Origin of the sequence: Streptomyces hygroscopicus, from assembly GCF_026168105.1 — a bacterium.
Classification (GTDB): domain Bacteria; phylum Actinomycetota; class Actinomycetes; order Streptomycetales; family Streptomycetaceae; genus Streptomyces; species Streptomyces hygroscopicus_D.
Genome location: NZ_LBMW01000038.1, coordinates 38,756 through 64,682 on the forward strand (window position 1 = coordinate 38,756; position 25,927 = coordinate 64,682).

The following is a 25,927-nucleotide window of genomic DNA, read 5'->3' on the forward strand; positions in this document are numbered from 1 at the left end:
CCGACCCGGGAGTTCCATTGTCTCCCGCCGGCGTGCCGGACGCCGAGCCGAGCACTCGGCGGCGATGTCGCCGAAGTCGTGGCGCACTTCTGCATCCGTGTCGCCCTTCGCCCCCCTGCGACCGCCCGTTAGGCTCTCGCTGCCACACAGGTTCCGATCTTCACGGAGGGCAGGACGGCGGGAATCAATCGCGAGCGCCTCGTCAGAACGCTGACGTTCTGGCTGCGTCCTGCCTTCGCACTGCGGGTCATCAACCGATTTCAGAAGATCGTGGGTTTCGACCGCTCGATGGCCCTGGCGTCCAGCGCGCTCACGGCATTGGTCCCGCTCTCCATCCTCATCGGCGCCGTCCTGGGCAAATTCGTGCACTACGACGCCGCAGAGCGGGTCATCAAGCGCTACAACCTCACCGGATCGGGCGCCACGGCAGTCAGCTCCCTTTTCTCCCCTGCACAAGGCGCAGGTACGAGCGTGGGCATCTTCGGGGTCGTCTTTCTGACGATCTCGGTGCTGAGTTTCACGCGAGCCGCGCAGCGGCTCTTCGAACAGACATGGGAACTCAAGCCCCTCAGCGTGCGCAACACGCGCAACGGCTTGTGGTGGATCCTCACTCTCGGCGGCTACGCAGTGCTCACCGCTCTGCTCTCCGCGGTCGTTGGCAGGGGCCGGCTGGGTCTGGCGGCCGTAGCGTGCCAGGTACTGGTGACCGCCGCATTCCTCGTGTGGAGCGGCTGGATCCTGTCGGCGAAGCGGATCGGCCAGTCGGACCTGCTCCCTTTCGGCATCACCGCGGCCCTCCTGACGGCGGCCTATTCGGTGGGCGCAACCGTCTACCTGCCGCGTCTCTTCAACTCCTACGCCTCCCGCTACGGGGTGGTCGGTGCCGTCTTCGCGATGATCTCGGCCATCTTCGCAGCCATGTTCGTCATCGTTGCGTCGGCGGCACTGGGACGAGAGGTGGGAGACGAGCTCGGCAGGATCCGTCGGGGTCACCGCCCTTCCGACCATGAGGTCCGCCGGCAGTGGGACAGCGTGGTCGAGCAGACCCGGTCGCGTTGGCGTACAGCAAGAGAACAGGTCTCTCATCGTCGGATCAAGAGCCCGGACCGCTGACGGGCAGTGTCGGCCGCTGCCGGCATCCACGTTCCCACGGCTTCGGTCAGGAAAAGGTTGTGTACGCGGCTTGATGACCCACGTCGCGCTCGACCGCACTCCCGGCCGCGGGGAACGCCAGCCCTCCCCACCGGGCCGAACGTCACTGGTCGCCGGGGCGGACCGGTGCTGTCATGGGTAGGGGAGACGGCGTGGACAACCGGCCGCGGAGGCCGGGGCGCCGCTCGTCGTGACGCGGAGGAGGCCGATGTCATGCTGCACCGCCGCACGGTCGGTGACGTGATGACCGAGGAGGTCATCACCCTCCGCCCCGACACACCCTTCCACGAGATCGCAGTCCTGCTGGACGCGAACGACATCGCCGCGGCCCCGGTCATCGACGACGAGGGCGCCCCCATCGGCGTCGTGTCCTCGTCCGACGTACTGCGGCACGAGACGGGCATGCCTGATCCGCAGGGGCTGGACGGGAACGACGAGAGCGCCTGGGGAAAGGCCCGGGCCCGGACCGCGGGCGCGCTCATGAGCAGCCCCGCCTTCACGGCCCGTGCCGACTGGACGATCCCCCGGACCGCGCGGGAACTCCGCAGGCGGCACGTCAAGCAACTGCCGGTGATCGACGACGACGGACTCCTCACCGGAATCGTCAGCCGCAGCGACCTGCTGGACGCCTTCATCCGCTCGGACGCCGAGATCCGCGGCGAGGTCGAGAGGGACGTCCTGGGGCGCATCCTCGGCCTGGAAGAGGGCACCGTCGCGATCGAGGTCCGGGACGGGGCCGTCACCCTGCGGGGTCATGTCCCGGAACCGCGCCTCGTCCCGGTGGTCGTGGGGCTGTGCCAGGGCGTCGACGGTGTCGTCGAGGTGGACGCCCACCTGGCCGCTGCCCGGGCGGGCTAGCCGTTGGTGACTTCGTACGCCGGAGCCAATGCAAGTAGGGCTCTACGCCCCTTCTTGGTCGCCCGACGTCCGGAGCTCACGGAACCGCCCCCAGCCTGACCAGCCCGGTCACCACGGCTGCGTCTTCGTCTACGCTCAGTGACCGGAAGCGCGATGCGTCGACCTCCGGCAGCACGAGCCGGAGGACGAGTGCTTCCCAGATGAGATTGCCGCCGTGGCCCAGCTCCTCGGCCGGCCACTCGCGGAAGCCCGCGAGTGCCGTGCGGCGGCTGCCCTCGTGGTAGCCGTTCAGAAATGTCTCGCAGTTCCAGAAGGAGCCGTCCAGGCCGTGGGCGCCCGGGCGTCGGTGGATGTCCGCGAGAAGGTCCGGGAGATCAAGTCCCTTGGCCTGATCCCCCGGGAGCGCGGCGCTCACTCTTCGGTGAACTTCGCGACGCCGATCGGGCAGGAGACACCTGTCCCGCCGAGCCTGTGCTGCCACGTGACCCATGGGCCGGAGCCGGCGAGGTGGACCAGCCCGTCATCCGCACAGGTGGGCAAGGAGATCGTCTTCGATGGGATAGGGGCGTTCCTGGGGCATCAGCCTGGCGGCGGAGTCCAGGTCCCCACCACTGACGAGGACCTGGATCTCGTGGGCGAGTGGGGTCACGTCGCGGATGGCGACCGTCCACTCGTCCGCGTAGCGTCCTGCGGCCTCACCGGAGAGGCCGAGTTGCAGCGACCGATACGGCAGGGGTTGCAGGTGCAGGTCCCGCTCTGGGTCCCACTGCACGCGGGTGGGCGCGCGCTTCAGCTGACGCTGCCAGGTGGCGCGGTCGGGGTGGACCTCGCGGGCGTAGCTCGACAGGCAGGCGTGGCGCAGCGCCCACTCGAAGCCGTCGCGGGTGATCTCGACAGCGAGAACGGTCTCCTGCCCTGCTTTCGCACCCCAGCCGCAGCGGTACATCATCCACAGGAACGACGGCTTGATCCACGTCATCCTGTCCCGCTTCCACACGGCGGGGAATCGGCCGTCGCGAACAGCAGGCAGGCCGATGTCCGGGGAGTACGCCTGGTAGACGGTGATCGTGGATTCCGAGTGGGCCGCACGGATCCTGCGTTGCGGTTCTTCCATGGCGTACAGCGTGGGGTCGACCGGTTCAGGCGGCCACTGATTTTTGACTGCCGTTCGCCGCGAGAGGTCCGGCCGCAGCACCGTACGGATGGCCGGTGCCACGGCTCTTCGGAGCCTACGGCCAGCTCGTCCGTGGCTTCCGGAGCGATACCTGCCGGGGGAATAGGTCCCCGAGTCCGCCTGGTACGGGTGCGCTCCTCGCGGCGGCCGGTGGTCGTCGACCGCAGGGCGGGTCGGGCGGTCTCGGAATCGCCTGGAGGCCTCGCGCGTTGAGGACAGCGGGCAGGGATGCCGCGGAGCTGACAGAAATTGGAGGGTCGTAATGACTGCGCAGACGCAGAGGGCCGTGCTGGCAGGCGGATGCTTCTGGGGGATGGAGGAGCTGATCCGCCGACTCCCGGGCGTGACGGCGACCCGGGTCGGTTACACGGGGGGTGATGTGCCCAATGCGACGTACCGCAACCACGGCACGCACGCGGAGGCCATTGAGATCCTTTTCGACCCGGCGAAGACCGACTTCCGTGCGCTCCTGGAGTTCTTCTTCCAGATCCACGACCCGAGCACCAAGAACCGCCAGGGCAATGACATCGGCCTCAGTTACCGCTCGGCGATCTACTACGTGGACGACGAGCAGAAGCGGATCGCCGAGGACACGATCGCTGATGTGGACGCCTCCGGACTGTGGCCCGGCAAGGTCGTCACCGAAGTGGAGCCGGTCGGCCCCTTCTGGGAGGCCGAGCCCGAGCACCAGGACTACCTGCAGCGTTACCCGGACGGCTACACCTGCCACTTCCCGCGCCGGGGATGGCGGCTGCCCGCCCGTGCGGAGGGCTGACCACGAGGTGGCCGGGTGAAGGTGGCCGGGTGAAGGTGGAGGGCCGCTCGGCCGCGGGTCGCGTCGTTGCCCCCATCGCCGAGCTGGGACCTTCGATGCGGAAGCCGTGCGGCTCAGCCGTCGGTCGTGGTGGCACCGGTGGGGCAAGGCGCGCCCGAGTTCGTCTCGAACGGGGTACTTAGCTTGACCCCCGTCCCGCCGAGCCCGCAGTACCCGCCCGGGTTCTTGGTGTCCGAAAGGTACTGCTGGTGATAGCCCTCCGCCGGGTAGAACTCGCGGCCCTCCGCCGGGAGCAGTTCCGTGGTGGTGCGCGCTCCTCCGGGAATTCCGGGCGGCGGCCCGGTTCGGTGCCGCGGCGCCTCTGCGCGCCCCGAGCCGTGCCTTTGCCGTACCGAGCAGCCCCCTGTCGCACCGGGCTGTCGCACCGGGCGGACAGCTCTTCGTGGCCGTGGCCGTGGTCAGTGGGGCAGCGTGGCCGGGCTTCCTCCGTTCGCCTCGTAGCCCGCCACCGCCAGAGCGCGGTAGATCGCGTAGTCCGCGGCCGGGTCGGCGGTGAGGGTCCAGGGGAGAGCGCCCACATGGCCGTCGACGTGGACCAGTTGCGCCATCGCCTCCGTCCAGCGCTCGCCGCGGACCAGGAAGAACATCAGCAGATGGCGGACGTGCGCCAGCATCGGGTCGTCCGCGCGAGCCGACTGCACCGCGTAGAGGGCGCCGTGGATCGCCTTCGTGACGACCTCGCTCCGGTAGAAGCTGCTGACCAGGTTCACCTCGGGCAGGTGCTCGAAGACCGCGAAGAGGGGCATGGCGGCCAGCAGGGAACCCCGGGGCGCCCGGGCCGCGGCCGCCTCGGCGAAGGAGTACGCCAGCTCCCGGGAGCCGTGCCACTTCTCGCACCAGTAGTGCAGCGCCGCCAGGTGGGCTCCCATGTGGGTCGGCGCGCGGTCCAGGATCCTCAGCCACAGCTGCTCGAACTCCGGCTGCGGGTAGCCGAGTCCGCGGGCCACCGAGAGCTCGACGATGTACGGGACGGGGTCACCGGGGGCCAGCAGCGCCGCCTCCGCGCATGCCGCCTTCGCCTCCTCCATGATGATGCGGAACTCGTCCGTCCCCGGCGTCGACGTGCGCCACGCCTGCTGCGCCAGGAACTCCGCGTGCACGGCCGCACTGCCCGCGTCCTTGGGGGCCTCGGCCCGCCACACCCGCAGCCACTGACCGCCCGGCGTCTCGCTCACCCCGCCGGGCCGCTGCTGCAGCTCCAGGGACGCGGCACCCGCGAAGGCCTGCACGCGCTGCCAGCGCGTCTCGCCCTCGGGCTCCGTGCCGGCGAGGAGCTGTGCGGCCGCGCGGTGGTCCTGGGAGCGCTGGACGACGTCCAGGACGTCCAGCAGGTCCTGGTCGGGGCCGGGCATCCGGACGTCCAGCTCCTCCTGGCGCACAAAGCCGTAGTTCGCCGGGTCCGCGGCGTCCGGGTCGCCCGGAGCGACCTGCTGGATGCCCGAGCGCCTGCGCATGAGGACGGGCAGCAGGACAATGCTGAACAGCGCCAGCGCCATCAGGACCCAGAGAATCGCCATGTCCCAAGCGAACCAGACCGCTCCGACACTTGGCCAACCCGGTCTCCGCGCCTGTGGAAAACCACGTCGCAAACGATGTCGCAGTCGCCCTCGCAGCCGAGGTCGCCACCGCCGTCACTCCCCCTTTCGACGCCCGTGGTCCCGCGCGGCGTCATCCCCGTCGCGGGCGCACTACCCTCGGTTCCCATGAGCGACAGGCACATCAGTCAGCATTTCGAGACCCTCGCGATTCACGCGGGGAACACCGCAGACCCTCTCACCGGGGCGGTCGTCCCGCCGATCTACCAGGTCTCCACCTACAAGCAGGACGGCGTCGGCGGGCTGCGCGGCGGATACGAGTACAGCCGCAGCGCCAACCCGACCAGGACGGCGCTGGAGGAGAACCTCGCCGCCCTCGAGGGCGGCCTTCGCGGTCTCGCGTTCGCGTCCGGACTGGCGGCCGAGGACTGCCTGTTGCGTACGCTGCTCAGCCCCGGCGACCACGTGGTCATCCCGAACGACGCGTACGGCGGTACGTTCCGCCTCTTCGCCAAGGTCGTGTCGCGGTGGGGGGTGGACTGGTCGGTCGCCGACACCAGCGATCCGGCGGCGGTACGAGCCGCGCTCACCCCCAAGACCAAGGCCGTCTGGGTGGAGACGCCCTCGAACCCGCTGCTCGGCATCACCGACATCGCCGCCCTCGCCCAGATCGCCCGTGACGCGGGCGCCCGGCTCGTCGTCGACAACACGTTCGCGACCCCCTATCTGCAGCAGCCGCTCTCGCTGGGCGCGGATGTCGTCGTGCACTCCCTGACCAAGTACATGGGCGGCCACTCCGATGTCGTCGGCGGTGCGCTGATCGTGAACGACCGGGAGCTGGGCGAGCAGTTGGCGTACCACCAGAACGCGATGGGCGCGGTCGCGGGCCCCTTCGACTCCTGGCTGGTGCTGCGCGGCACCAAGACGCTCGCCGTCCGTATGGACCGGCACAGCGAGAACGCCGCCAAGGTCGCCGACATGCTCACCCGGCACGCGCGCGTGACGCGTGTGCTGTACCCCGGTCTGCCTGAGCACCCCGGTCACGAGATCGCGGCGAAGCAGATGAAGTCGTTCGGCGGCATGGTCTCCTTCCAGGTCGAGGGCGGCGAGGAAGCGGCCGTGGAGGTCTGCAACCGCGCCAAGGTGTTCACGCTCGGTGAGTCCCTGGGCGGTGTGGAGTCCCTGATCGAGCACCCGGGGCGCATGACTCACGCGTCGGCGGCCGGCTCGGCCCTGGAGGTTCCCGCGGATCTCGTCCGGCTCTCCGTGGGCATCGAGAACGTCGACGACCTGCTGGCGGACCTGCAGCAGGCCCTCGGCTGAGCGCGGTCCCAGCGGTCTCACCGGTTTCCGGGCCCCACCGGTTGCCAGGTGTCACCGGGTGCCGGTTCTCACCAGTCGCTGACGGGGGGAGTCGTCGTCGACGGCGGCTCCACCCAGGGCCGGGCGACCGACGCCCAGATCGTGAAGGCGAGGGCGGCGGCGAGCAGCACCAGCCACAGCAGGCGGCGCGCCGTCGTCCGGCGGCGCAGCATGCGGCTGCCGCGCCGTACCACCTCCGCGTGCAGATCGGGCGGCACGGGGGGCGGTGTCCGCTCCAGCATCCGCCGCACGGCCGCTTCCCGCTCGGGCAGGTTCACCGGTCACCTCCGTTGCCGCACGGCTCCCGAGGAGCGACGCTCGGGGCGCGGCAGGGCACTCTCACGACGGCGCCACCTTCGCGCCCGGTACCGAGGGTGCCGGCTCCCGCGGGGGATGCAGCAGGGTCGCCATGGCCCGTGCACAGATCGTGCGCACGCGCTCGGTGGGCAGCCCCAGCAGGGCGGCCGTCTGTTCCTCGGCGACGCCCTCGTACAACCGGAGAACGAGGACGAGCCGCTCCTGGGGCGACAGGTCCGCGAGGACGCTGGCGGAGTGCGGCCGGTGCCGGCCGAGCGCCCCGTACTGGTGCCACGCCCCGCGCGCGAAGCGGGTGGCCAGGTGCTGGCGTGCCCGGTCGTAGGGGTCCTCGCCGCGCAGCCGGTCCCAGGAGGCGTACGTCTGGGCGAGGGCGAGGGTGAGCAGCCGGCGCGCGCGGGGGTTGTCGTCCGGGGCCTCCGCGGTGAGCAGCGTGGCGGCGTGCAGCAGCCGTCCGGCCGCGCCCGCGACGAACTCCTCGAACTCCCGGGCTCGGCGGGCGCCTCGGGACGCATGCCGTTCTCGCACCGCTCCTCCCGCCTGAGGGCGATCCTGAGGGGATCGGGACCCGCCGTGCGCGGAAGCGGACGCTACGCCCGAAAGAAGGGCGCGTACGGCGCTTCGGACCGCGTACGGAAGGGTCCCGCTCTCATATGAGACCGGGTGCGCCCCGGGGGTCAAGAGCCGGGAGCCCCCACTCGCGGGCATGTCGCCGTGATGACGTACGACATGCCCCTGGGCTCAGGACGTCGGCTCGGACTCCGCCACCGGAACGCCCTGTGCGGCCTGGCGGGCGGAGAGGGCGACGTTGAAGCGGGTGAGCAGCGTGCAGAACGCCTCGCGCTCCTCCGGCGTCCAGTCGTGCGTCAGTTCGGCCATCAGCTGTCGCCTGGAGGAGCGCACTTCCTCCAGGCGGGACAGCCCGCGGGGGGAGAGCTGGAGCACCACGGCGCGGCCGTCCTCGGGGTGCGAGGTGCGCTTGACGAGACCGGTGTCGACGAGCGGGGCCACCTGCCGGGTGACCGTCGAGGAGTCGATGCCCATGCTCGCGGCGAGCGCCTTGACACCCATCGGGCCCTCTTTGTCGAGGCGGTTGAGCAGCAGGTACGCGGCGCGGTCCATGGAGTTGCGCACCTGCCCGACCCCGCCGAGCCGCGTCTGTTCGGCACGGCGTGCGAACACCGCGACCTCGTGCTGCAGCGTGTCCAGAAGACCGGTGTCACCGACGGTCGTCATGTCCATCGACATTTCAGGTGTGGGCATGGCCGGGGGCTCACTTCATGCGTGGGGAGCTGGGTTGGGGGACAGGGTACGCGGCCGGGGCGCGGGGTGTACCTTCGCTGCGCAAACCCGGTCCCGGCCCTTGGTCACACCCGCTGCGGACGGGCGTGAACTGCGAGACTGGTGTTCATGAGCTACAGCACGGCCGACTCCTTGCCGACGGTGACGCTGGACGACGTACGCGGCGCCCAGAAGATGCTCTCGGGCGTCGCACGCGTCACCGCGATGGAGGGAAGCAGGCATCTGTCCCAGCTGGTCGGCGCGCCGGTGCACCTCAAGTGCGAGAACCTGCAGCGGACCGGGTCGTTCAAGCTGCGTGGCGCGTACGTGCGGATCGCGGGGCTGCTGCCCGAGGAGCGGGCCGCGGGTGTCGTCGCCGCGAGCGCGGGCAACCACGCGCAGGGCGTCGCCCTGGCGTCCGCGCTGCTCGGTGTGCATTCCACGGTCTTCATGCCGAAGGGCGCCCCGCTGCCGAAGATCAGCGCGACCCGCGAGTACGGCGCCGAGGTGCGGCTGCACGGCCAGGTCGTGGACGAGACGCTGGCCGCCGCCCAGGAGTACGCGGCCGAGACGGGCGCGGTGTTCATCCACCCGTTCGACCACCCGGACATCGTCGCGGGACAGGGCACGGTCGGCCTCGAGATCCTGGAGCAGTGCCCGGAGGTGCGCACGGTCGTCGTCGGTATCGGGGGCGGCGGGCTGGCCGCCGGTATTGCCACCGCGGTGAAGGCGCTGCGCCCGGACGTGCGGGTGGTGGGAGTGCAGGCGGAGGGCGCGGCCGCCTATCCGCCGTCGCTGGCGGCCGGGCGCCCGGTGTCGGTCGAGACGTCGGCCACGATGGCCGACGGGATCAAGGTGGGGCGGCCCGGTGACGTGCCGTTCCGGATCGTCCACGATCTGGTGGACGAGGTCCGTACGGTCTCCGAGGACGCGCTGTCGGCCGCCGTGCTGCTCTGCCTCGAGCGGGCCAAGCTGGTTGTCGAGCCGGCCGGGGCGAGCCCCGTGGCCGCGCTGCTCAGTGACCCCGGCGCCTGCGAGGGACCGGTGGTCGCGGTGCTGTCCGGCGGCAACGTCGATCCGCTGCTGCTGCAGCGCATCCTGCGGCACGGCATGGCCGCGCAGGGCCGCTTCCTCGCCGTGCGGCTGCGGCTGACCGACCGTCCGGGCGCCCTCGCGACGCTTCTCGCCGTGCTGTCGGCGGCCGACGCCAACGTCCTGGACGTGAGCCATGTGCGGACCGACCCGCGGCTCGGGCTCACGGAGGCGGAGGTCGAACTGCATCTGGAGACGAAGGGTCCGGAGCACTGCGCCGAGCTAGGCCACGCGCTGCGGGAGGCGGGTTACACGGTCATCGGCTGAGGCCGGGGCACGTTGTCGTAGCCGGGTGGGAAAATCCATTGAGAGACGCGATACATCGCGTTTATGGTGGGCACCTCGCCAATCCCCGACGACGTGGAGAACTCATATGCCGGGCGCCATCTATGCCGAAGGCCTGGTGAAGACCTTCGGCGACGTAAAGGCTCTGGACGGCGTCGACCTCGATGTCCCCGAGGGCACCGTGCTGGGCCTCCTCGGACCGAACGGAGCGGGCAAGACCACCACGGTCCGCTGTCTGACGACCCTGCTGCGCCCCGACAGCGGCACGGCGGTCGTCGCGGGGATCGACGTGCTCAAGCATCCCGACGCGGTGCGCCGCTCGGTCGGTCTGTCCGGGCAGTTCGCCGCGGTCGACGAGTACCTGACCGGCCGCGAGAACCTCCAGATGGTGGGGCAGCTGTACCAGATGAGGGCGAAGGCGGCCAAGCAGCGGGCCGTCGAGCTGCTGGAGCAGTTCAACCTCACCGACGCCGCCGACCGCCCCACGAAGACGTACTCCGGCGGTATGCGCCGCCGCCTCGACCTCGCGGCGGCGCTGGTGGTCAGGCCCCCCGTTATGTTCATGGACGAGCCCACGACCGGCCTCGACCCGCGCAACCGCCAGCAGCTGTGGGACGTGATCAAACAGCTTGTCTCGGGCGGGACGACGCTGCTGCTGACCACCCAGTATCTCGAAGAGGCCGACCACCTGGCCCATGACATCTGTGTGGTCGACCACGGCCGTGTCATCGCCCGCGGCACCTCCGACCAGCTCAAGGCGCGGACGGGTGGAGAGCGCGTCGAGGTCGTCGTGCACGAGCGCGAGCACATCACGGCCGCCGCCGAGGTGCTGCGCGGCTTCGGCAAGGGCGACACCACGGTCGAGGAGCACACCCGCAAGCTCACCGTTCCCGTCACCGGCGGCCCCAAGCTCCTCGCCGAGGTCATCCGGGAGCTGGACTCCCGGGGCATCGAGATGGACGACATAGGACTGCGCCGCCCCACTCTGGACGACGTCTTCCTGTCCCTGACCGGCCACGCCGCCGAGGAGAAGCCCGAGGAGAACGGCACGGTCGCCAACCCCAAGGCCCGCAAGCGCACAAAGGAGACCGCCCAATGAGTTCCGGCCCCGAAGCGGTGCCCGCCGCGGCGTCCTCGAACGTCTTCAGCCAGTCCGTCCGGGACTCGCTGGTCGTCGCCAAGCGCAATCTGATCCGCATGACCCGGATCCCGGAGATGGTGATCTTCGGGCTGATCCAGCCGATCATGTTCGTCGTGCTGTTCAGCTATGTCTTCGGCGGCTCGATGGAGATAGGCGGCAGCAACAGCCCCGCGGCCTACCGCAACTTCCTGATGGCGGGCATCTTCGCCCAGACCGTCACGTTCGCCACGGCGGGAGCCGGCGCGGGCATCGCCGACGACATGCACAAGGGGCTCATCGACCGCTTCCGCTCCCTGCCCATGGCCCGGGGCGCGGTGCTCACCGGGCGGACGCTCGCCGACCTCGTACAGACCGCACTGACCCTGCTGGTCCTCGCGGTCGTCGCCCTGCTGGTCGGCTGGCGGGTGGGCTCCGACGCCGGCACCAACGCCGGTAAGGTGCTCGCCGCCTTCGGCCTGCTGCTCCTGACCGGGTACGCCTTCACCTGGATCGGCGCGCTGATCGGCCTCTCGGTGCGTACGCCGGAGGCGGCCACCTCCGGCGGGCTGATCTGGCTGTTCCCTGTCACGTTCATCTCGAACGCGTTCGTCGACTCCAGTCATATGACGCCCTGGCTGCGGCACATCGCCGAGTGGAACCCGTTCAGCGCAACCGTGCAGGCCTGCCGCACGCTCTTCGGCAACCCGGGGGCCTCGCCGTCGGACGCCTGGCCCATGGCCCACCCCGTCTGGGCCTCGCTGATCTACTCGGTCCTGATCATCGCGATATTCCGGACCCTGGCGGTCCGCAAGTACCGCTCGGCGACGGCCTGAGCGGCGCCCTCCGGCCCGGGCCGGTAAGCCACCCCCGACTCGGGCGGGTGGAGCCCCGACCGGGCCGAAGCCGATCCGGGCATGCAAAGGCCCCCGGTGTCCCGAGGACGCCGGGGGCCTGCCGAAGGGGTTCGGGGGCTCAGCCCTGGTAGGGCTCGGCCTTGAGGATCTTCACCGCAGCCTTCTTGCCGTTCGGCAGCTCGTACTCGGCGTCCTCACCGACCTTCTTGCCGTTGACGCCCGTGCCCAGCGGGGACTGCGGTGAGTAGGTCTCGATGTCGGAGCTCGCGTACTCGCGGGACGCGAGCAGGAAGGTCAGGGTGTCGTCCTCGTCACCGTCGAAGGCGATGGTGACGACCATGCCGGGCGCCACCGCGCCATCGGCCGCCGGAGCCTCGCCGACCTTGGCGTTCTCCAGGAGCTGGGTCAGCTGGCGCACACGGAGCTCCTGCTTGCCCTGCTCCTCCTTGGCCGCGTGGTACCCGCCGTTCTCACGCAGGTCGCCCTCCTCGCGCGCGGCCGCGATCTTGGCGGCGATCTCCGTGCGCGCGGGACCAGAAAGGTACTCCAGCTCGGCCTTGAGCTGGTTGTACGCCTCCTGGGTCAGCCAGGTGACGTTCTCGCTGGTCTGGGTCACAGGTGCTCCTCGTCGGTACTGGGAATACAAAGCATCGCCCTACCCAGAAGAATGTTCGTCCATGGGTGGGCGAAACCACGAGCCTAACAATTCAGAGGCCGAAGGGGGAGGACATAAGCCATCAGAATTACGTCAGTGCAGGTCAGGCCTTGGGTGACAAGGGTGACGTCAGCTCGTGTGACAGCCGAGCAGCTCCGCGGTGGTGCCCGGAGCCGTGGTACGCAGCGTGACGACCTGGTCGATACGCGTGGTGTGCCCGCCGAAGCGGAAGTCCGCGCGGCCCACCTCGGTACCGTCCGCCGCCTGGGAGCGCAGGGTGCAGTAGCCGGAGGCGTCCGCGTCCTTGCGCACCTCGAGATGGACCCTGACCGCGTCGTGCGAGGCCTCGAAGGCGATGACCTGGCCGCTGATCTTGTTCTGGGCCACGTAGTGGTATCCGAACCAGCCGACGAGGAGCAGCAGGACCACCCCCAGCGCACTGCCGACGATCTTGAGGGTGCGGTCGGCGCGCTCGTCCGCCGCGCGGCCGTAGCGGCCCTCGGGCAGCCGCGTGCTCGCCGTGCTCATGATCGTCCTCTCGGCAGGGGCGGACGGATGTCCCGGAAGGGACGTCCGGGGACCGGACCCGGAATTTTTCGCCCCCCGATTCGGTCACTATAGAAGCCGCCCGAGACGCCGAATCGCACGGGCGCCGACTTGCCGACTTACTGAGGATCGAGTCTTGACTGACCAACTGCGACTGATGGCTGTGCACGCCCACCCCGACGACGAGTCGAGCAAGGGCGCGGCCACCATGGCGAAGTACGTGTCCGAGGGGGTGGACGTGCTGGTGGTGACCTGCACGGGCGGGGAACGCGGCTCCATCCTCAACCCGAAGCTCCAGGGCGACAAGTACATCGAGGAGCACATCCACGAGGTGCGCAAGAAGGAGATGGACGAGGCCCGGGAGATCCTCGGCGTCAAGCAGGACTGGCTGGGCTTCGTCGACTCCGGTCTGCCGGAGGGCGACCCGCTGCCCCCGCTCCCCGAGGGCTGCTTCGCACTGGAGGACGTCGACAAGGCGGCGGGCGAACTGGTCCGCAGGATCCGCGCGTTCCGTCCGCAGGTGATCACCACCTATGACGAGAACGGCGGCTATCCCCACCCCGACCACATCATGACCCACAAGATCTCGATGGTGGCGTTCGACGGCGCGGCGGACACGGAGAAGTACCCGGAGGCGGAGTTCGGTGCGGCCTGGCAGCCGCAGAAGCTGTACTACAACCAGGGCTTCAACCGCCCCCGCACCGAGGCGCTGCACAACGCGCTGCTCGAGCGGGGTCTGGAGTCGCCGTACGGGGAGTGGCTCAAGCGGTGGGACGAGTTCGCGCGTGCCCCGCGCACGCTGACGACCCACATCCCGTGCGCGGACTTCTTCGAGATCCGCGACAAGGCGCTGATCGCGCACGCCACGCAGATCGACCCCGACGGCGGCTGGTTCCGTGTCCCGCTGGACCTGCAGAAGGAGGTCTGGCCGACGGAGGAGTACGAGCTGGCGAAGTCGCTCGTGGACACTTCCCTCCCGGAGGACGACCTCTTTGCAGGCATCCGCTAGCCCTGAGGGACAATGCCTGACATGAGCGCAAGCGTGAGCCTGGCGATGACGCACCTGGTCCCCCTCGCCGAGGTCGACCAGAACAAGGTCACCCCCGGCGTCCTCGGTTTCATCGTCTTCGCGGTGATGGCACTGGCGGTGTGGGGACTGATGAAGTCCATGAACAAGCACATGCGGAAGGTGGACTTCAAGGAGGCGGATGCCTCCGGCGAGGACGCCACGGAGGCCTCGGGCACGGCCAAGGGCGCACCCAAGGCCCAGCGGGGCTGACCCGTCCCGGACCGACGTCCCCGTCTATGAGGCCGACCCGTCCCTGTGAGGACGTGTCCGTACCAGCAGGGACGGCCCGTCCCTGCGGGCTCCGGCCCGTGACGTGTGCGGCTCCGCCGGGGGAGTGCCCTCGGCCCGGGGCGGCGTCGTTCAGCGGGTCCGCCCCCTCGGCGGCCTCCGGACCGCCGGGCTGCACCGCCGCGGTTCCCCGGCATCGCGGTGGACATCGAATTGCGCGACGTTGCCGGGCCGGCCCCGGGCGTGTGTCACCATTCCGGCCGGGCGCGCGACGCCAGTCCAGGTAGGCACCTCGCCGCGTTGTCGGATCACCCGGGTACGCCCGGTACGCGCGTCCGCCCGGAACGCGCGGCCCGCGTCCGCCCGGAACGCCGGGGCGACTACGCCCGGAACGCGCGGCCCGCGTCCGCCTGGAACGCCGGGGCGACTAGGCCCGGAACGCGCGGCCCGCGTCCGCCTGGAACGCCGGGGCGACTACGCCCGGAACGCGCGGCCCGCGTCCGCCTGGAACGCCGGGGCGACTAGGCCCGGAACGCGCGGCCCGCGTCCGCCTGGAACGCCGGGGCGACTACGCCCGGAACGCGCGGCCCGCGTCCGCCTGGAACGCCGGGGCGACTACGCCCGGAACGCGCGGCCCGCGTCCGCCCGGAACGCCGGGCCGACTACCCCCGGAACGCGCGGCCCGCGTCCGCCTGGAACGCCGGGGCGACTACGCCCGGAACGCGCGGCCCGCGTCCGCCTGGAACGCCGGGGCGACTACGCCCGGAACGCGCGGCCCGCGTCCGCCCGGAACGCCGGGCCGACTACCCCCGGAACGCGGAGATCCTCCCACGATGCACCTCCCAGCTACCCGGCTACCGCCGGGAGGTGCCGCCTGCACCGGACGCCGCGCGCCGACCCGCGCGCGTGGCCGGACACCGCCTGGTCGTCAGCTCTCCGCGGCCACCGCCACCCCCATCACCTCCCGGGCGTGCCGTCCCGGCACCATGCCCAGGCGCCACGCCTGCCAGCCGTCCTCCAGCTGCACGCCGCGTTCCAGCAGCAGCTGATAGGCGCCCACGTACTCGTCCAGCTTCTCGTCCCGCACCGGGTGGCCCGTTCGGGACAGCTGGACGAGCTCCTCCTGGGCCACGGCCGTGCCCACCTCGGTACCGCCCGGGGAGGCGTAGGGAAGCAGGCTGCAGCGAAGGAAGCGCGCCCAGTCCTCGCCCCTGCGGTCGCCGTACGAGGTGAACAGGCCCACCGCCTCGTCGCACAGGGCCAGCGCCTGCTGGGTGCGGGCGTTGCCGGCGTCCACCACCGCCAGTTCCAGGCACGTCCACGCCTCGCCATGAGCCACGCCGATGCGCTGGAAGTCCGCCCTCGCGTCCACCAGCAGCTGCCGGGCGAAGCCCGAGTTCCGCAACGAGCCCGTCTGCGCCGCCCGCTGGTCACGGGTCACCCGCGCCGAGTGATGGCGGGCGCAGGCCAGACCGTAGACGTCCCGCATCCGCGAGAACATCGTGCGCGAGCGTTCCAGCTCGCGGACCGCCTGGTCCAGGTCGCCCGTCTCCTCCAGGGCCTGGCCGAGGTAGTAGACCGACCAGGCCTCGCCCCGTGCGTCCTCGTTCTCCCGGTGGCGGCCGGCGGCCCGGCGCAGGGCGTCGGCCGCCGTGGAGGCGTCCGAGGCGACCAGACGGGCACGGGCCAGCTGCGTCAGCGCCCAGGCCTCGCCGCGCGCGTCATGGGTGCGGGTGTACAGATCCAGCGCCGTACGCAGCTCGCTCTCCGCCCGCGGTACGTCCCCCATGCGCAGGGCCAGCTGCCCCAGATGGAAGTGGGCCCAGGCCTCGCCGTGCACCGACTCGTTCTCCCCGTGCAGCACCAGGGCACGGGTGAGCAGGTCCAGCGACGGGGCGAGCCGTGCCCGGTCGCGCTCCACCGCCGCCAGCGCGTGCATCGTCCACGCGCGGTCCGCGGCCAGCTCCGGGGAGGCCTGGAGATCCAGCGCCTCCTGGAGCTTGGCCGCCGCCTCCGTGAGGTTGCCCTGGTGGTGGAGGGTGATGCCGAGGGAGCACAACGCCCTGGCCGCGCCCGCGTCGTGGCGCGCCTCGAAATAGAGGTCGACCACCGAGGCCAGCGTCGTCCGGGCCTTGTCCAGCTCGCCCAGCTGACGGGCCGCGATGCCCGTACGCCACTGCACCGAGCGCACCAGCAGGCCCTGGCCTACGGCCTGCGTCAGCTCGCTGATCTCACCCAGCCGGTAGAGGTCACCGCGCAGCAGGCAGTAGTCGCACAGGGCGCCCAGGAGGTTCAGCACCGCCGACTGGTCGACACCCTCCGCATGCCGCAGGGCCGCGGTGATGAAGCTCGACTCGTCGTCCAGCCAGCGCAGCGCCGCATCCAGCGAGGTGAAGCCGTGGGGGCCGAAGCGGTCCGAGCGGGTCGACGTGTTGCCGTCCACCAGGCGCAGCACCGAGTCCGCCAGCTCCGCGTAGTTCACGATCAGGCGTTCCTGCGCGGCCGTACGCTCGGCCGGCTCCTCCTCGTCGAGGAGCCGGGCCTGGGCGAAGGCCCGTACGAGGTCGTGCAGGCGGTAGCGGCTGCCGCGTACATGGTCGATCAGTCCCGCGCTGGACAGCGTCTGCAGATGCCGCGTCGCCTCCTTCTCGTCCGTGGCCAGCAGGGCCGCCGCCGCGGCCGCGCCCAGTGAGGTGCGGCCCGCCAGCGCGAGCCGCCGCAGCAGCCGCCGGGCCGCTTCCGGCTGGTCCGTGTAGCGCAGCCACAGGGCGCGCTCCACCGGCTCCACCGGGCCGTATGCACCGAGGTCCGTGGCCAGCTGCCGCGCGCTGCGCGGGCCCAGGGACGAGCCCGCGATACGCAGGGCCAGAGGCAGGCCGCCGCACAGCTCCCTGGTGCGGTCGGCGGCCTCGGCGTCGTAGGGCCCCGAGTTGTCCTGGGCCGCCGCGCCCAGCAGTTCCTCCGCGCCCGCCGCGTCCAGTGCCTCGACCGGGAGTTGGTGCACCCGTGCCGGGAGGTCCGCGGGCAGGTCGAGGGGCGCCCGGGCGGTGACGATCACCAGGCTCTCGGAGCGCTCCGGGACGAGGGCGCGGACCTGCTCGGGGTCCGAGGCGTCGTCGAGCACGATCGTGACCGGCAGACCCGTCAGATGCTGGTGGTACAGCTCACTCAGCCGCTTGAGCTGCTGGTCGGGTGCGGAGCGCTCGCGGAACAGGAGCTGCTCGCGAGGCGCGCCGAGCCGGTTGAGCAGATGCAGCAGGGCGTCGCGGGTCGCCAGCGGGGGTTCCTCGGTGCTGTCGCCGCGCAGGTCCACGACGCACGCGCCGCGGAAGTGGTCCCTGAGGTCGTGCGCGGCGCGGATCGCGAGCGTCGTGCGCCCCGAGCCCGGCGCGCCGTGCAGCACGACCACCGACGGTTCGGTCTCCGTGCTCGCGCGGGCAGCCTGGACCCACTGCCGGATCCGCGCCAGCTCCTGCCGCCGGCCCGCGAACGGTCCCGCCGGCTCCGGAAGGTGACCGAACGACTGCTCGAGCACGGTACGCCTGCGGGCCGCCGCGCTCTTGTCGCTGCCGCGCAGTCTGGGCGCGCTCTTCTTGGGTGCCGTGGACGCGACGATCACCCGCTGCTGGTCGAGGAAGGGGCGGATGCCGCGCACCTCGAGGGCGGTCAGCCACTGCAGTCGCAGCTGCTCGGGGCCGCCCGGCTGGCCGAGCGCGCCGGCCCGTCGGCTGGCCGCCGGAAGATGGGACGCGGTCACCTTCACCACGGTGGCCGCGGCGCCCACGACCCCTACGGTGACGCCGGTGCCGAGTGCCGTCCCGCCGTCCGTGCCCAGCACGAGGTCCGCCGCACAGGCCGCGACCGCGGCGACGGCGGCGACCAGGAGGGCCGTTCCGGCGCCCTCCTGCGCATACCGCTGGCCGAACGTCAGCCGGCCGGCCTCCGACTCGTCCAGGGCGCGTGTGAACGCCTCGTACTCCTCCTCGGCCGTCTGCTGCATGTCGTCGAGCGCGGCGCGCGCCCGCGACAGAAGTACGGCCCCGTCGGTGCGGCCGCCCGAGCGGCGCACCTCCTCCTCCACGGCCCGTGCCAACAGCCGCTCGGCTTCCGCCCGGTGGCTGTCCCGCATGTCACGTCCCCCTCCGGCGTCAACTCCGTTCCCCTCCAGTGTCCTTCGTGGGGCACTCGAGCGCGAGGGTGTCACCGGTGGAGGCGATCGCCGTACGGAGCAGGGTCGTTCGGTGACGTGGGCCAAGGGGCGCATCTGACCGATGGGCTTTCAGTGTCTATCGTGATCAGCACAACCGAGAGGGACTGGAAGGGCATTCGACCAACGGCGCCGGGGAGGGGACATCGGCCGGCGCGCCGCAGCAGCCCCGCTGGGCCTGGTGGGTCGTCGGCATCGTCATACCGTGGTGGGGATCATCGCCTCGGTCCTGGCGAGTGGACCGGACGGGACGGCCGGAGGCGACGTCCAGCAGCGGCAGCGGCCGAGGCCGCCCGCACGCTCATGCGTCGCGACGTCGGGGCCTTCGTCGCGGCCACCTCGGGCGCCGAGTGGTTCGGACCCGGCTACCGGGTATCGGCCGGGCTGAGAGACTGGACCAGCCGACAGTTCTTCGACACCCCTCTTCAGGTCCTGCTGTCGACGAACACAAAATGCGTCAACCGAATAGGTCCCCAACTGCGCCGGCGACTCCGGCGGCATCGACTACCGCATAAAGGACTTCGACAGCATCCGCCTTGCCCCGTGAATGCCCACCTGCGCGCCCTCACTTCCTGCTGGCGCCTGGGCGGTCTGCCGGAACCGAAAGAGCTGAACCTGCGTTCCTGGGCTCACACGCTCGGCCACCGGTGCCAATCGTGATTTCCATTGTTTGATTCGCGACTTTGTCGACGGTAATGGCTGGCTTGGAATGTTCGGGACGTGACCGTTGTATGCCCGCGATTCATTGATATCCGCCCAAACGGAGCTACACGCTCCGTGCGCAGGTCCTGGCAACGTGATCCTTGACATAATCTCGATGTCGAGGGGGATCATGAGTAAGAGCAAGCGGTACGCGGTCGTGATGGCGGCCGCCGCCATAGCCGGACTGGTCGGCGCGTCTCCCGCGGTGGCTCAGGGCCGGCAAGGGCCTCCCGGCCCCTGCGTGGAGGGTCACCGGACGTTCTTCCTGCAGAAGGCCGGACCGGCCGTCTCGCCGGCTCTCGGGGGCGGTTACACGGCCGGGAACGTGGGTGTGGACTTCCATGCGTGCGCGGACCAGGCGCCCGAGGCATGGACGGCGAACATCACGAACCAGGACACGAGCTTCTGGGGCGGCATGGATCAGTACCAGATCGAAGGCGTACTGAACCACCAGTTCACCGGGCCCAATTCCTCGTCCTTCCAGTTGCGGCTGATCGTCAACCAGTGTGCGCCGATCGTGCACTGGATCTTCAACAAGGCGTGCGCTCAGGCGGATGAGATCGACGTTCCGATCACGTTCGCGGCGAACGAGGTCTACAAGTGGGTGAACGACTACATCGACGACCCGTCGCCGGAGCAGGCCGCGGACTGGTACCAGGACGAGCAGACGGGCGCCAGCCCTCCGTACTTCACGGAGTACAACACGCCCTGAATTGACGGCACCTCATACGGCGAGCCCCCGCGACCGGTTGGTCGGGGGCTTGTCGTCTTCGTGCCGTGGAACATCACGCTCGCCTACGTGTAGGTTGGTTCGCCCCTCGTCAACGGGTATTCCTGCCGGCAGGATCATGGTCTACGGCTGGAGTACCGAGAAGCCCGGACAGGCGTGAGCCTTCGAGGGTTGGGCACCTCGTTTCCCTTTCCGTCCGGCTCCACCTTGATGCTGGCGAATACCTCGAAAAAACCTTTCGTTTCTTTTCGAGGTCGAATTCACCGCTCATTCATTTGTCTTCCCGGTCCGTTTGCGTTCGCTGAACCCGGTCCTGGTCGACACAGATCACCCCGTCGATTCGGTGGCCACCCTTGGTGTATCCGCGCCGAAGGTCACTGAGCATTTCCCAGAAGTCGGGACGGACCACGTCGCGCTTGGAGGCAGACAAGTCGTTGTCTGTGCAGCGATGGACGATGATCGCCCCGTACCGAGCCGCGTTCGTGTCGCTCCGACGGTGCTGGTTCGCCACCCCCTTCCCTGCCGTCCACGAGGAAGAGGCGGACTTCCGGATGTGAGCGGGCCGGCTCTTCCGGCGACTCCGGCGCCGGTGGCGTTCCCCTCGGCTCCAGGTCATCAGGGCCGGCCTGGTGTGCCCCGGGGCCGAGGGCCCCCAATGTCTGTGCTCGATGGTCACCTTCTCGTTGCGTGTGCGGTTGGGTGAGTGCTCCCGTCGTGCGAGGATGCAGGCATGAACCGACTGGCTAACGAGCAGTCGCCCTACCTGCTCCAGCACGCCTCCAATCCGGTGGATTGGTGGCCATGGGGAAAGGAGGCGATGACGGAAGCTAAGCGACGGGACGTTCCGATCCTGCTGTCAGTGGGATATGCGTCCTGTCACTTATGTTTCTGATGCTGTACTGGTGCCATGTCATGGCGTCCGAGTCCTTCGAGGACGAGGCCACCGCCGCCTACCTCAACGACCACTTCGTCAGCGTCAAGGTCGACCGCGAGGAGCGCCCCGACGTCGACGCCGTCTACATGGAGGCCGTCCAGGCCGCCACCGGGCAGGGCGGCTGGCCCATGACCGTGTTCCTCACCCCGGACGCGGAACCCTTCTACTTCGGCACCTACTTCCCGCCCGCCCCCCGCCACGGCATGCCCTCCTTCCGACAGGTCCTCCAGGGCGTCCACCAGGCCTGGGCGGACCGCCGTGACGAGGTCGCCGAGGTCGCCGGGAAGATCGTCCGCGACCTCGCCCACCGCGAGCTCACCTACGGCGGCACACAGGCCCCCGGCGAGGAGGAGCTCGCCCAGGCCCTCCTCGGCCTCACCCGCGAGTACGACCCGCAGCGCGGCGGCTTCGGCGGAGCCCCCAAGTTCCCACCGTCCATGGTCATCGAGTTCCTGCTGCGCCACCACGCCCGCACCGGATCCGAGGGTGCCCTCCAGATGGCGCAGGACACCTGCGAGCGCATGGCGCGCGGCGGCATCTACGACCAGCTCGGCGGCGGCTTCGCCCGCTACTCCGTCGACCGCGACTGGGTCGTCCCGCACTTCGAGAAGATGCTGTACGACAACGCGCTGCTGTGCCGTGTGTACGCGCACCTGTGGCGTGCCACCGGCTCCGAGCTCGCCCGTCGTGTCGCCCTCGAGACCGCCGACTTCATGGTGCGCGAACTGCGCACGAACGAGGGCGGGTTCGCCTCCGCCCTCGACGCCGACAGCGACGACGGCACCGGCAGGCATGTAGAGGGCGCGTACTACGTCTGGACACCGGAACAGCTCCACGCGGTCCTCGGGGACGATGCCGAACTTGCGGCCCAGTACTTCGGCGTGACCGAGGAAGGTACCTTCGAGCAGGGCAGTTCTGTCCTCCAACTCCCGCAGCACGAGGGTGTGTTCGACGGCGAGAAGATCGAATCGATCAGGCATCGCCTCCTTGGGGAGCGGTCGCAGCGGCCCGCTCCCGGCCGCGACGACAAGGTGGTGGCGGCCTGGAACGGCCTCGCCGTCGCCGCCCTCGCCGAGACCGGCGCGTACTTCGACCGCCCCGACCTGGTGGACGCCGCGATCGGGGCCGCCGACCTTCTCGTGCGACTGCACCTGGACGAGCATGCCCGGCCGGTGCGCACGTCGATGGACGGGCGGGCCGGTTCCCACGCGGGCGTGCTGGAGGACTACGCGGACGTCGCCGAGGGCTTCCTCGCACTCGCCTCCGTCACCGGCGAGGGCGTGTGGCTGGAATTCGCCGGTTTCCTGCTCGACCATGTGCTCGCGCAGTTCACCGACGGGAGCGGGGCGTTGTACGACACCGCCGCCGACGCCGAGAAGCTCATCCGCCGCCCTCAGGACCCCACCGACAACGCCACCCCGTCCGGCTGGACCGCCGCCGCCGGTGCCCTCCTGTCGTACGCCGCCCAGACCGGCTCCGAACGCCATCGCGCCGCGGCGGAGCGGGCGTTGGGCGTCGTCAAGGCGCTGGGTCCGCGCGTTCCGCGGTTCATCGGCTGGGGGCTCGCCGTCGCCGAGGCGTTCCTCGACGGCCCGCGCGAGGTCGCGGTCGTCGGTCCGGCCCTGGACGATCCGGTGACAAGGGCCCTGCACCGTACGGCACTTCTGGGTACCGCCCCGGGTGCGGTCGTGGCCATGGGCATCCCCGGGAGTGATGAGCTGCCGCTTCTCGCCGACCGGTCCCTGGTCAACGGTGAGCCGACGGCATACGTGTGCCGTAACTTCACCTGTGATGCCCCGACCACCGATCGCGAACGGCTGCGCAGGGCGCTGCGCGGCTGAAGCGCCCATCGGAGAGGTCCGCTCCGGATATCGCGATCGGGTGTGTGTTCGGATAGGTCCGCATTGACGACCGACCGTTCCGAAACAAGCTATTTATCGGAAGAGCGCCCCGGCTTCACAGTTCCCTCCTAGTCTCTCCACGGTGACGCGACAGCAGTGACTGCATCACTCACTGTCGCGACAGGGGGCTCTGGGAGATCTGGGGGGATCTTTTTGCTGACGTCCGTCTTCATCGCTGCCGTCTCGCTGGCCCTGTTCTGGATGGCGGCCTTCACCCTGTGGTGGCAGATGCACGCGTGGCGCACGCCCGAGGTGCTCGCCTCCACCCGGTTCAGCAGCCCGGACGGCGCCGAGCACGTGTCGTTCTCGCTGCTGCTGCCCGCGAGACACGAACAGGCCGTACTCGACCACACGATCCAGCGGCTGCTGGAGTCGACCCACACCGACTTCGAGATCATCGTCATCGTGGGCCACGACGACCCGGAGACCACCGAGGTCGCCCGGAAGGCCGCGGCACGTGACGCGCGTGTCCGCGTGGTCGTCGACCACCACGAGAAGAAGAACAAACCGAAGGCCATGAACACGGCGCTGCCGCACTGCCGCGGCGACGTCGTCGGGGTCTTCGACGCCGAGGACCAGGTCCATCCGGAACTGCTCGCCCACGTCGACCACGCCTTTCGCACCACGGGCGCGGACGTCGTCCAGGGCGGCGTGCAGCTCATCAACTTCCACTCCAGCTGGTACAGCCTGCGCAACTGCCTGGAGTACTTCTTCTGGTTCCGCTCCCGGCTGCATCTGCACGCGCAGAAAGGGTTCATCCCGCTCGGCGGCAACACCGTCTTCGTCCGCACGGACGTGCTCAGGGAGGCCGACGGCTGGGACCCCGACTGCCTGGCCGAGGACTGCGACCTGGGCGTACGGCTGTCCAGCGTCGGCAAGAAGGTCGTCGTCGCCTACGACTCCGACATGGTGACCAGGGAGGAGACCCCCGGCTCGCTGATGTCGCTGCTCAAGCAGCGCACCCGGTGGAACCAGGGCTTCCTGCAGGTCTACCGCAAGAAGGACTGGAAGCAGCTCCCCGGCTTCGGGCAGCGCCTCCTGGCCCGCTACACCCTCATGACGCCGTTCCTGCAGGCCTTCTCCGGCGTCATCATCCCGCTCAACGCGGCCGTCGCCCTCTTCCTCGACGTTCCCGTCGGCATCGCCTTCCTCACCTTCCTGCCGCTCGTCACCGCCGCGGTCACCTTCGTCTTCGAGGTGGTCGGACTGCACGACTTCGGCAAGCAGTACGGGCTCCGTGTGCGCCTCGTCCACTATGTGAAGCTCGTCGTGGGCGGCCCCTTCTACCAGGTGCTCCTCGCCGGCGCCGCCGTCCGTGCCGTCTGGCGCGAGCAGCGCGGCCGCAACGACTGGGAACTGACCAGCCACGTCGGCGCGCATCTGGCCGCGCCCGATGCGATCCGCGAGTCCCGAGAGGACGTTCCCGCGTGACCTCCACCCTTCCCGCGGCGACCGGCGTCAAGGTCCCCGCGCAGGACACACGTGTCCCCGTCACCGTCCCCGCCGCCCGTCCCGTGCTCCGTTTCCGAAGCTCTCGTCCCGATCTGATCCTGTGCGGGTTGCTCCTCGCGGCGATCCTCACGGTGCAGGGCTGGAACATCGGCGCCTATCCGACCCTCAGCGACGACGAGGGCACCTACCTCGCCCAGGCGTGGGCCGTGCAGAACGGCCACGGGCTCGCCCCCTACACGTACTGGTACGACCACCCGCCGCTGGGCTGGATCCAGATGGCCCTGCTGACCTGGATCCCCGCCCGCATCGATGCCTCACTGATGACGATCGGCACCATGCGGGTCGCGATGCTGCTGGTCAGCGCGGTGAGCGCGGTCCTCGTCCACGTCCTCGCCCGCCGTCTGCTGCTGCCGCTGTGGGCCGCGGGGCTCGCCATGGTCCTGTTCGGGCTCTCCCCGCTCTCGGTGGTGCTCCAGCGCGAGATCTTCCTCGACAACATCGCGGTGATGTGGACGCTCCTCGCGTTCACCCTGGCCGCCTCGCCGAGCCGCCACCTCTGGCACCACTTCGGCGCGGGCCTGGCGGCCGCCGCGGGCGTCCTCACCAAGGAGACGATGCTCGTCGTCCTGCCCGCCCTCTTCCTCACCATGTGGCGCCACAGCCACCGCGACACCCGGAAGTTCGCACTCACCGGCGCGGTCACGGCATGCGTCCTGATCGGGCTGTCGTACCCGCTCTTCGCCCTGCTCAAGGGCGAGTTGCTGCCCGGCGCGGGCCATGTCTCCCTGTGGGGCGGCATCACCTACCAGATGAGCAGGGCCGGGTCGGGCTTCCTCCTCGACCCCGGCTCGGGCTCGAACGGCGTGCTGCGGTCCTGGCTCTACTACGACCGCGTGCTGCCCCTCGGCGGCCTCGCCGGGGCGCTGCTGATGCTGCTGAGCCGGCATTGGTCGGTCACCGCGCGGGCGCTGGCCGGACCCGCGCTCGCCGTCGGCATCCTCACCCTGGTCGCGATGCGGCCGAGCGGCTATCTGCCCGCGATGTACATCATCCAGGCCCTGCCGTTCCTTGCGCTGGTGCTGGCCGGGGCCGCCGCCAGCATCGCCCACCTGGTGCTGCGCCGGTGGCGCGGCCCCGGCGAGAAGCCGTACGTGCGCTGGGCACGGTACGCCGGGGCCGCGCTGCTCGTGGCTGCTGCCGGGGCCTGTGTCGTACCCCGCTGGTACGACGGCGACCGCACCGCCGTGACCGCGGACGCGAACGCCCCCTACCGGGCCGCCTCGCACTGGCTCACCAGCAAGGTGAAGGATCCCGCGCACACCCGGGTCCTGGTCGACGATGTGCTCTGGCTCGACCTCGTCCACGCCGGGTACCGGCCCGGGCTCGGTGTCATCTGGTTCTACAAGGCCGACCTCGACCCCGCGGTGACGAAGACGATGCCGCGCGGCTGGCGCGACCTCGACTACGTGGTGGCCTCGCCGACGGTGCGGCGCGACGCGGTCAACCTGCCGAACGTCAGGGCCGCGATCCAGCACTCCACGCCGGTCGCCACCTTCGGCACCGGCGCCGACCGGCTCGAGGTCCGCCGGATCCAGAGTGAGGGAGGCGCCCGATGACCAGGAAGTCCGCCGGATCCAGAG

At 70.3% G+C, this 25,927-nt stretch carries 22 protein-coding genes and 2 pseudogenes; 13 read left to right on the forward strand and 11 right to left on the reverse strand.

Annotated elements, in window-relative coordinates; genetic code table 11:
* Positions 1-270 precede the first annotated feature (270 nt).
* Both AAW14_RS29130 and AAW14_RS29135 read left to right on the forward strand, forming a co-directional pair.
* Complete coding sequence (locus AAW14_RS29130; RefSeq protein WP_265567076.1) at positions 271-1,113, forward strand: YhjD/YihY/BrkB family envelope integrity protein; 843 nt, start codon at positions 271-273, stop codon at positions 1,111-1,113.
* Positions 1,114-1,365: 252 nt separating this feature from the next.
* Positions 1,366-2,010, forward strand: a complete 645-nt coding sequence (locus AAW14_RS29135) for a CBS domain-containing protein (RefSeq protein ID WP_265567079.1) — start codon at positions 1,366-1,368, stop codon at positions 2,008-2,010.
* Positions 2,011-2,086: 76 nt separating this feature from the next.
* Here the strand turns inward: AAW14_RS29135 and AAW14_RS29140 are convergent, their stop codons facing one another.
* The gene (locus AAW14_RS29140; protein ID WP_265567081.1) at positions 2,087-2,425 is read right to left on the reverse strand and encodes a hypothetical protein; all 339 of its coding nucleotides are present in this window, start codon (positions 2,423-2,425) and stop codon (positions 2,087-2,089) included.
* Between the two features lie 105 nt (positions 2,426-2,530).
* Positions 2,531-3,124, reverse strand: a complete 594-nt coding sequence (locus AAW14_RS29145) for a DUF4291 domain-containing protein (protein WP_265567083.1) — start codon at positions 3,122-3,124, stop codon at positions 2,531-2,533.
* 322 nt (positions 3,125-3,446) lie between these two features.
* Between AAW14_RS29145 and msrA the strand changes: the two genes are divergently transcribed.
* Positions 3,447-3,959 carry a peptide-methionine (S)-S-oxide reductase MsrA gene (msrA, locus tag AAW14_RS29150; RefSeq protein WP_265567084.1) on the forward strand — a complete coding sequence of 171 codons (513 nt, stop codon included), beginning with the start codon at positions 3,447-3,449 and terminating at the stop codon, positions 3,957-3,959.
* A 113-nt stretch (positions 3,960-4,072) separates the two neighbouring features.
* Here the strand turns inward: msrA and AAW14_RS29155 are convergent.
* Together AAW14_RS29155 and AAW14_RS29160 are read right to left on the reverse strand one after the other, a co-directional pair.
* Positions 4,073-4,276 (reverse strand): annotated as a pseudogene (locus AAW14_RS29155) (peptide-methionine (S)-S-oxide reductase); the annotation flags it as partial.
* A gap of 141 nt (positions 4,277-4,417) precedes the next feature.
* Positions 4,418-5,536 (reverse strand): hypothetical protein, encoded by a 1,119-nt coding sequence (locus AAW14_RS29160; protein ID WP_265567086.1) that lies wholly within the window; start codon positions 5,534-5,536, stop codon positions 4,418-4,420.
* Between the two features lie 186 nt (positions 5,537-5,722).
* Between AAW14_RS29160 and AAW14_RS29165 the strand changes: the two genes are divergently transcribed.
* A complete protein-coding gene (locus AAW14_RS29165) occupies positions 5,723-6,877 on the forward strand; it encodes a cystathionine gamma-synthase (RefSeq protein WP_265567089.1) in 1,155 nt (384 codons plus the stop codon).
* Positions 6,878-6,945: 68 nt separating this feature from the next.
* On the opposite strand, the gene AAW14_RS29170 is transcribed toward AAW14_RS29165, so the two are convergent.
* The 3 genes from AAW14_RS29170 to AAW14_RS29180 all read right to left on the reverse strand — a co-directional run bounded on the left by AAW14_RS29170 (position 6,946) and on the right by AAW14_RS29180 (position 8,494).
* A complete protein-coding gene (locus tag AAW14_RS29170; RefSeq protein WP_265567091.1) occupies positions 6,946-7,194 on the reverse strand; it encodes a hypothetical protein in 249 nt (82 codons plus the stop codon).
* A 61-nt stretch (positions 7,195-7,255) separates the two neighbouring features.
* Positions 7,256-7,759: a sigma factor-like helix-turn-helix DNA-binding protein gene (locus tag AAW14_RS29175; protein WP_265567094.1), complete on the reverse strand. Its 504-nt coding sequence runs from the start codon at positions 7,757-7,759 to the stop codon at positions 7,256-7,258.
* A 213-nt stretch (positions 7,760-7,972) separates the two neighbouring features.
* Positions 7,973-8,494, reverse strand: a complete 522-nt coding sequence (locus tag AAW14_RS29180; RefSeq protein ID WP_265567096.1) for a MarR family winged helix-turn-helix transcriptional regulator — start codon at positions 8,492-8,494, stop codon at positions 7,973-7,975.
* A gap of 147 nt (positions 8,495-8,641) precedes the next feature.
* On the opposite strand from AAW14_RS29180, the gene ilvA reads away from it, so the two are divergent.
* The 3 genes from ilvA (at position 8,642) to AAW14_RS29195 (ending at position 11,842) form a co-directional block, all read left to right on the forward strand.
* Entirely contained in the window at positions 8,642-9,871 is a 1,230-nt protein-coding gene (gene ilvA, locus AAW14_RS29185; protein WP_265567098.1) for a threonine ammonia-lyase, read from the forward strand.
* Between the two features lie 106 nt (positions 9,872-9,977).
* Positions 9,978-10,988: an ATP-binding cassette domain-containing protein gene (locus tag AAW14_RS29190; RefSeq protein ID WP_265567100.1), complete on the forward strand. Its 1,011-nt coding sequence runs from the start codon at positions 9,978-9,980 to the stop codon at positions 10,986-10,988.
* Positions 10,985-11,842, forward strand: coding sequence for an ABC transporter permease (locus AAW14_RS29195; RefSeq protein ID WP_265567101.1), 858 nt, complete (start codon positions 10,985-10,987; stop codon positions 11,840-11,842). Before AAW14_RS29190 ends, AAW14_RS29195 begins: the two co-directional genes overlap by 4 nt.
* 139 nt (positions 11,843-11,981) lie before the next feature.
* Here the strand turns inward: AAW14_RS29195 and greA are convergent, their stop codons facing one another.
* A complete protein-coding gene (gene greA, locus AAW14_RS29200) occupies positions 11,982-12,479 on the reverse strand; it encodes a transcription elongation factor GreA (RefSeq protein ID WP_265567102.1) in 498 nt (165 codons plus the stop codon).
* A 168-nt stretch (positions 12,480-12,647) separates the two neighbouring features.
* Positions 12,648-13,046, reverse strand: coding sequence for a DUF4307 domain-containing protein (locus AAW14_RS29205; protein WP_265567105.1), 399 nt, complete (start codon positions 13,044-13,046; stop codon positions 12,648-12,650).
* Positions 13,047-13,200: 154 nt separating this feature from the next.
* On the opposite strand from AAW14_RS29205, the gene mca reads away from it, so the two are divergent.
* Together mca and AAW14_RS29215 are read left to right on the forward strand one after the other, a co-directional pair.
* Positions 13,201-14,073, forward strand: a complete 873-nt coding sequence (gene mca / locus AAW14_RS29210) for a mycothiol conjugate amidase Mca (protein ID WP_265567106.1) — start codon at positions 13,201-13,203, stop codon at positions 14,071-14,073.
* 12 nt (positions 14,074-14,085) lie between these two features.
* On the forward strand, positions 14,086-14,343 hold the full coding sequence (locus AAW14_RS29215) for a hypothetical protein (RefSeq protein WP_265567107.1): 258 nt from the start codon (positions 14,086-14,088) through the stop codon (positions 14,341-14,343).
* A gap of 946 nt (positions 14,344-15,289) precedes the next feature.
* Here AAW14_RS29215 and AAW14_RS29220 read toward each other — a convergent pair.
* The gene (locus AAW14_RS29220; protein WP_265567108.1) at positions 15,290-18,490 is read right to left on the reverse strand and encodes a tetratricopeptide repeat protein; all 3,201 of its coding nucleotides are present in this window, start codon (positions 18,488-18,490) and stop codon (positions 15,290-15,292) included.
* A gap of 910 nt (positions 18,491-19,400) precedes the next feature.
* Here AAW14_RS29220 and AAW14_RS29225 point away from each other — a divergent pair.
* Positions 19,401-19,982, forward strand: coding sequence for a hypothetical protein (locus AAW14_RS29225; RefSeq protein ID WP_265567109.1), 582 nt, complete (start codon positions 19,401-19,403; stop codon positions 19,980-19,982).
* Between the two features lie 289 nt (positions 19,983-20,271).
* On the opposite strand, the gene AAW14_RS29230 is transcribed toward AAW14_RS29225, so the two are convergent.
* Positions 20,272-20,616, reverse strand: coding sequence for a recombinase family protein (locus tag AAW14_RS29230; RefSeq protein ID WP_265567140.1), 345 nt, complete (start codon positions 20,614-20,616; stop codon positions 20,272-20,274).
* A 114-nt stretch (positions 20,617-20,730) separates the two neighbouring features.
* Here AAW14_RS29230 and AAW14_RS29235 point away from each other — a divergent pair.
* The 3 genes and pseudogenes from AAW14_RS29235 to AAW14_RS29245 all read left to right on the forward strand — a co-directional run bounded on the left by AAW14_RS29235 (position 20,731) and on the right by AAW14_RS29245 (position 25,903).
* A pseudogene (locus tag AAW14_RS29235) lies at positions 20,731-22,775 on the forward strand (thioredoxin domain-containing protein).
* 213 nt (positions 22,776-22,988) lie between these two features.
* Entirely contained in the window at positions 22,989-24,266 is a 1,278-nt protein-coding gene (locus AAW14_RS29240) for a glycosyltransferase (RefSeq protein WP_265567110.1), read from the forward strand.
* Positions 24,263-25,903, forward strand: a complete 1,641-nt coding sequence (locus AAW14_RS29245) for an ArnT family glycosyltransferase (protein ID WP_265567111.1) — start codon at positions 24,263-24,265, stop codon at positions 25,901-25,903. The genes AAW14_RS29240 and AAW14_RS29245 overlap by 4 nt, the downstream gene beginning before the upstream one ends.
* Positions 25,904-25,927 lie beyond the last annotated feature (24 nt).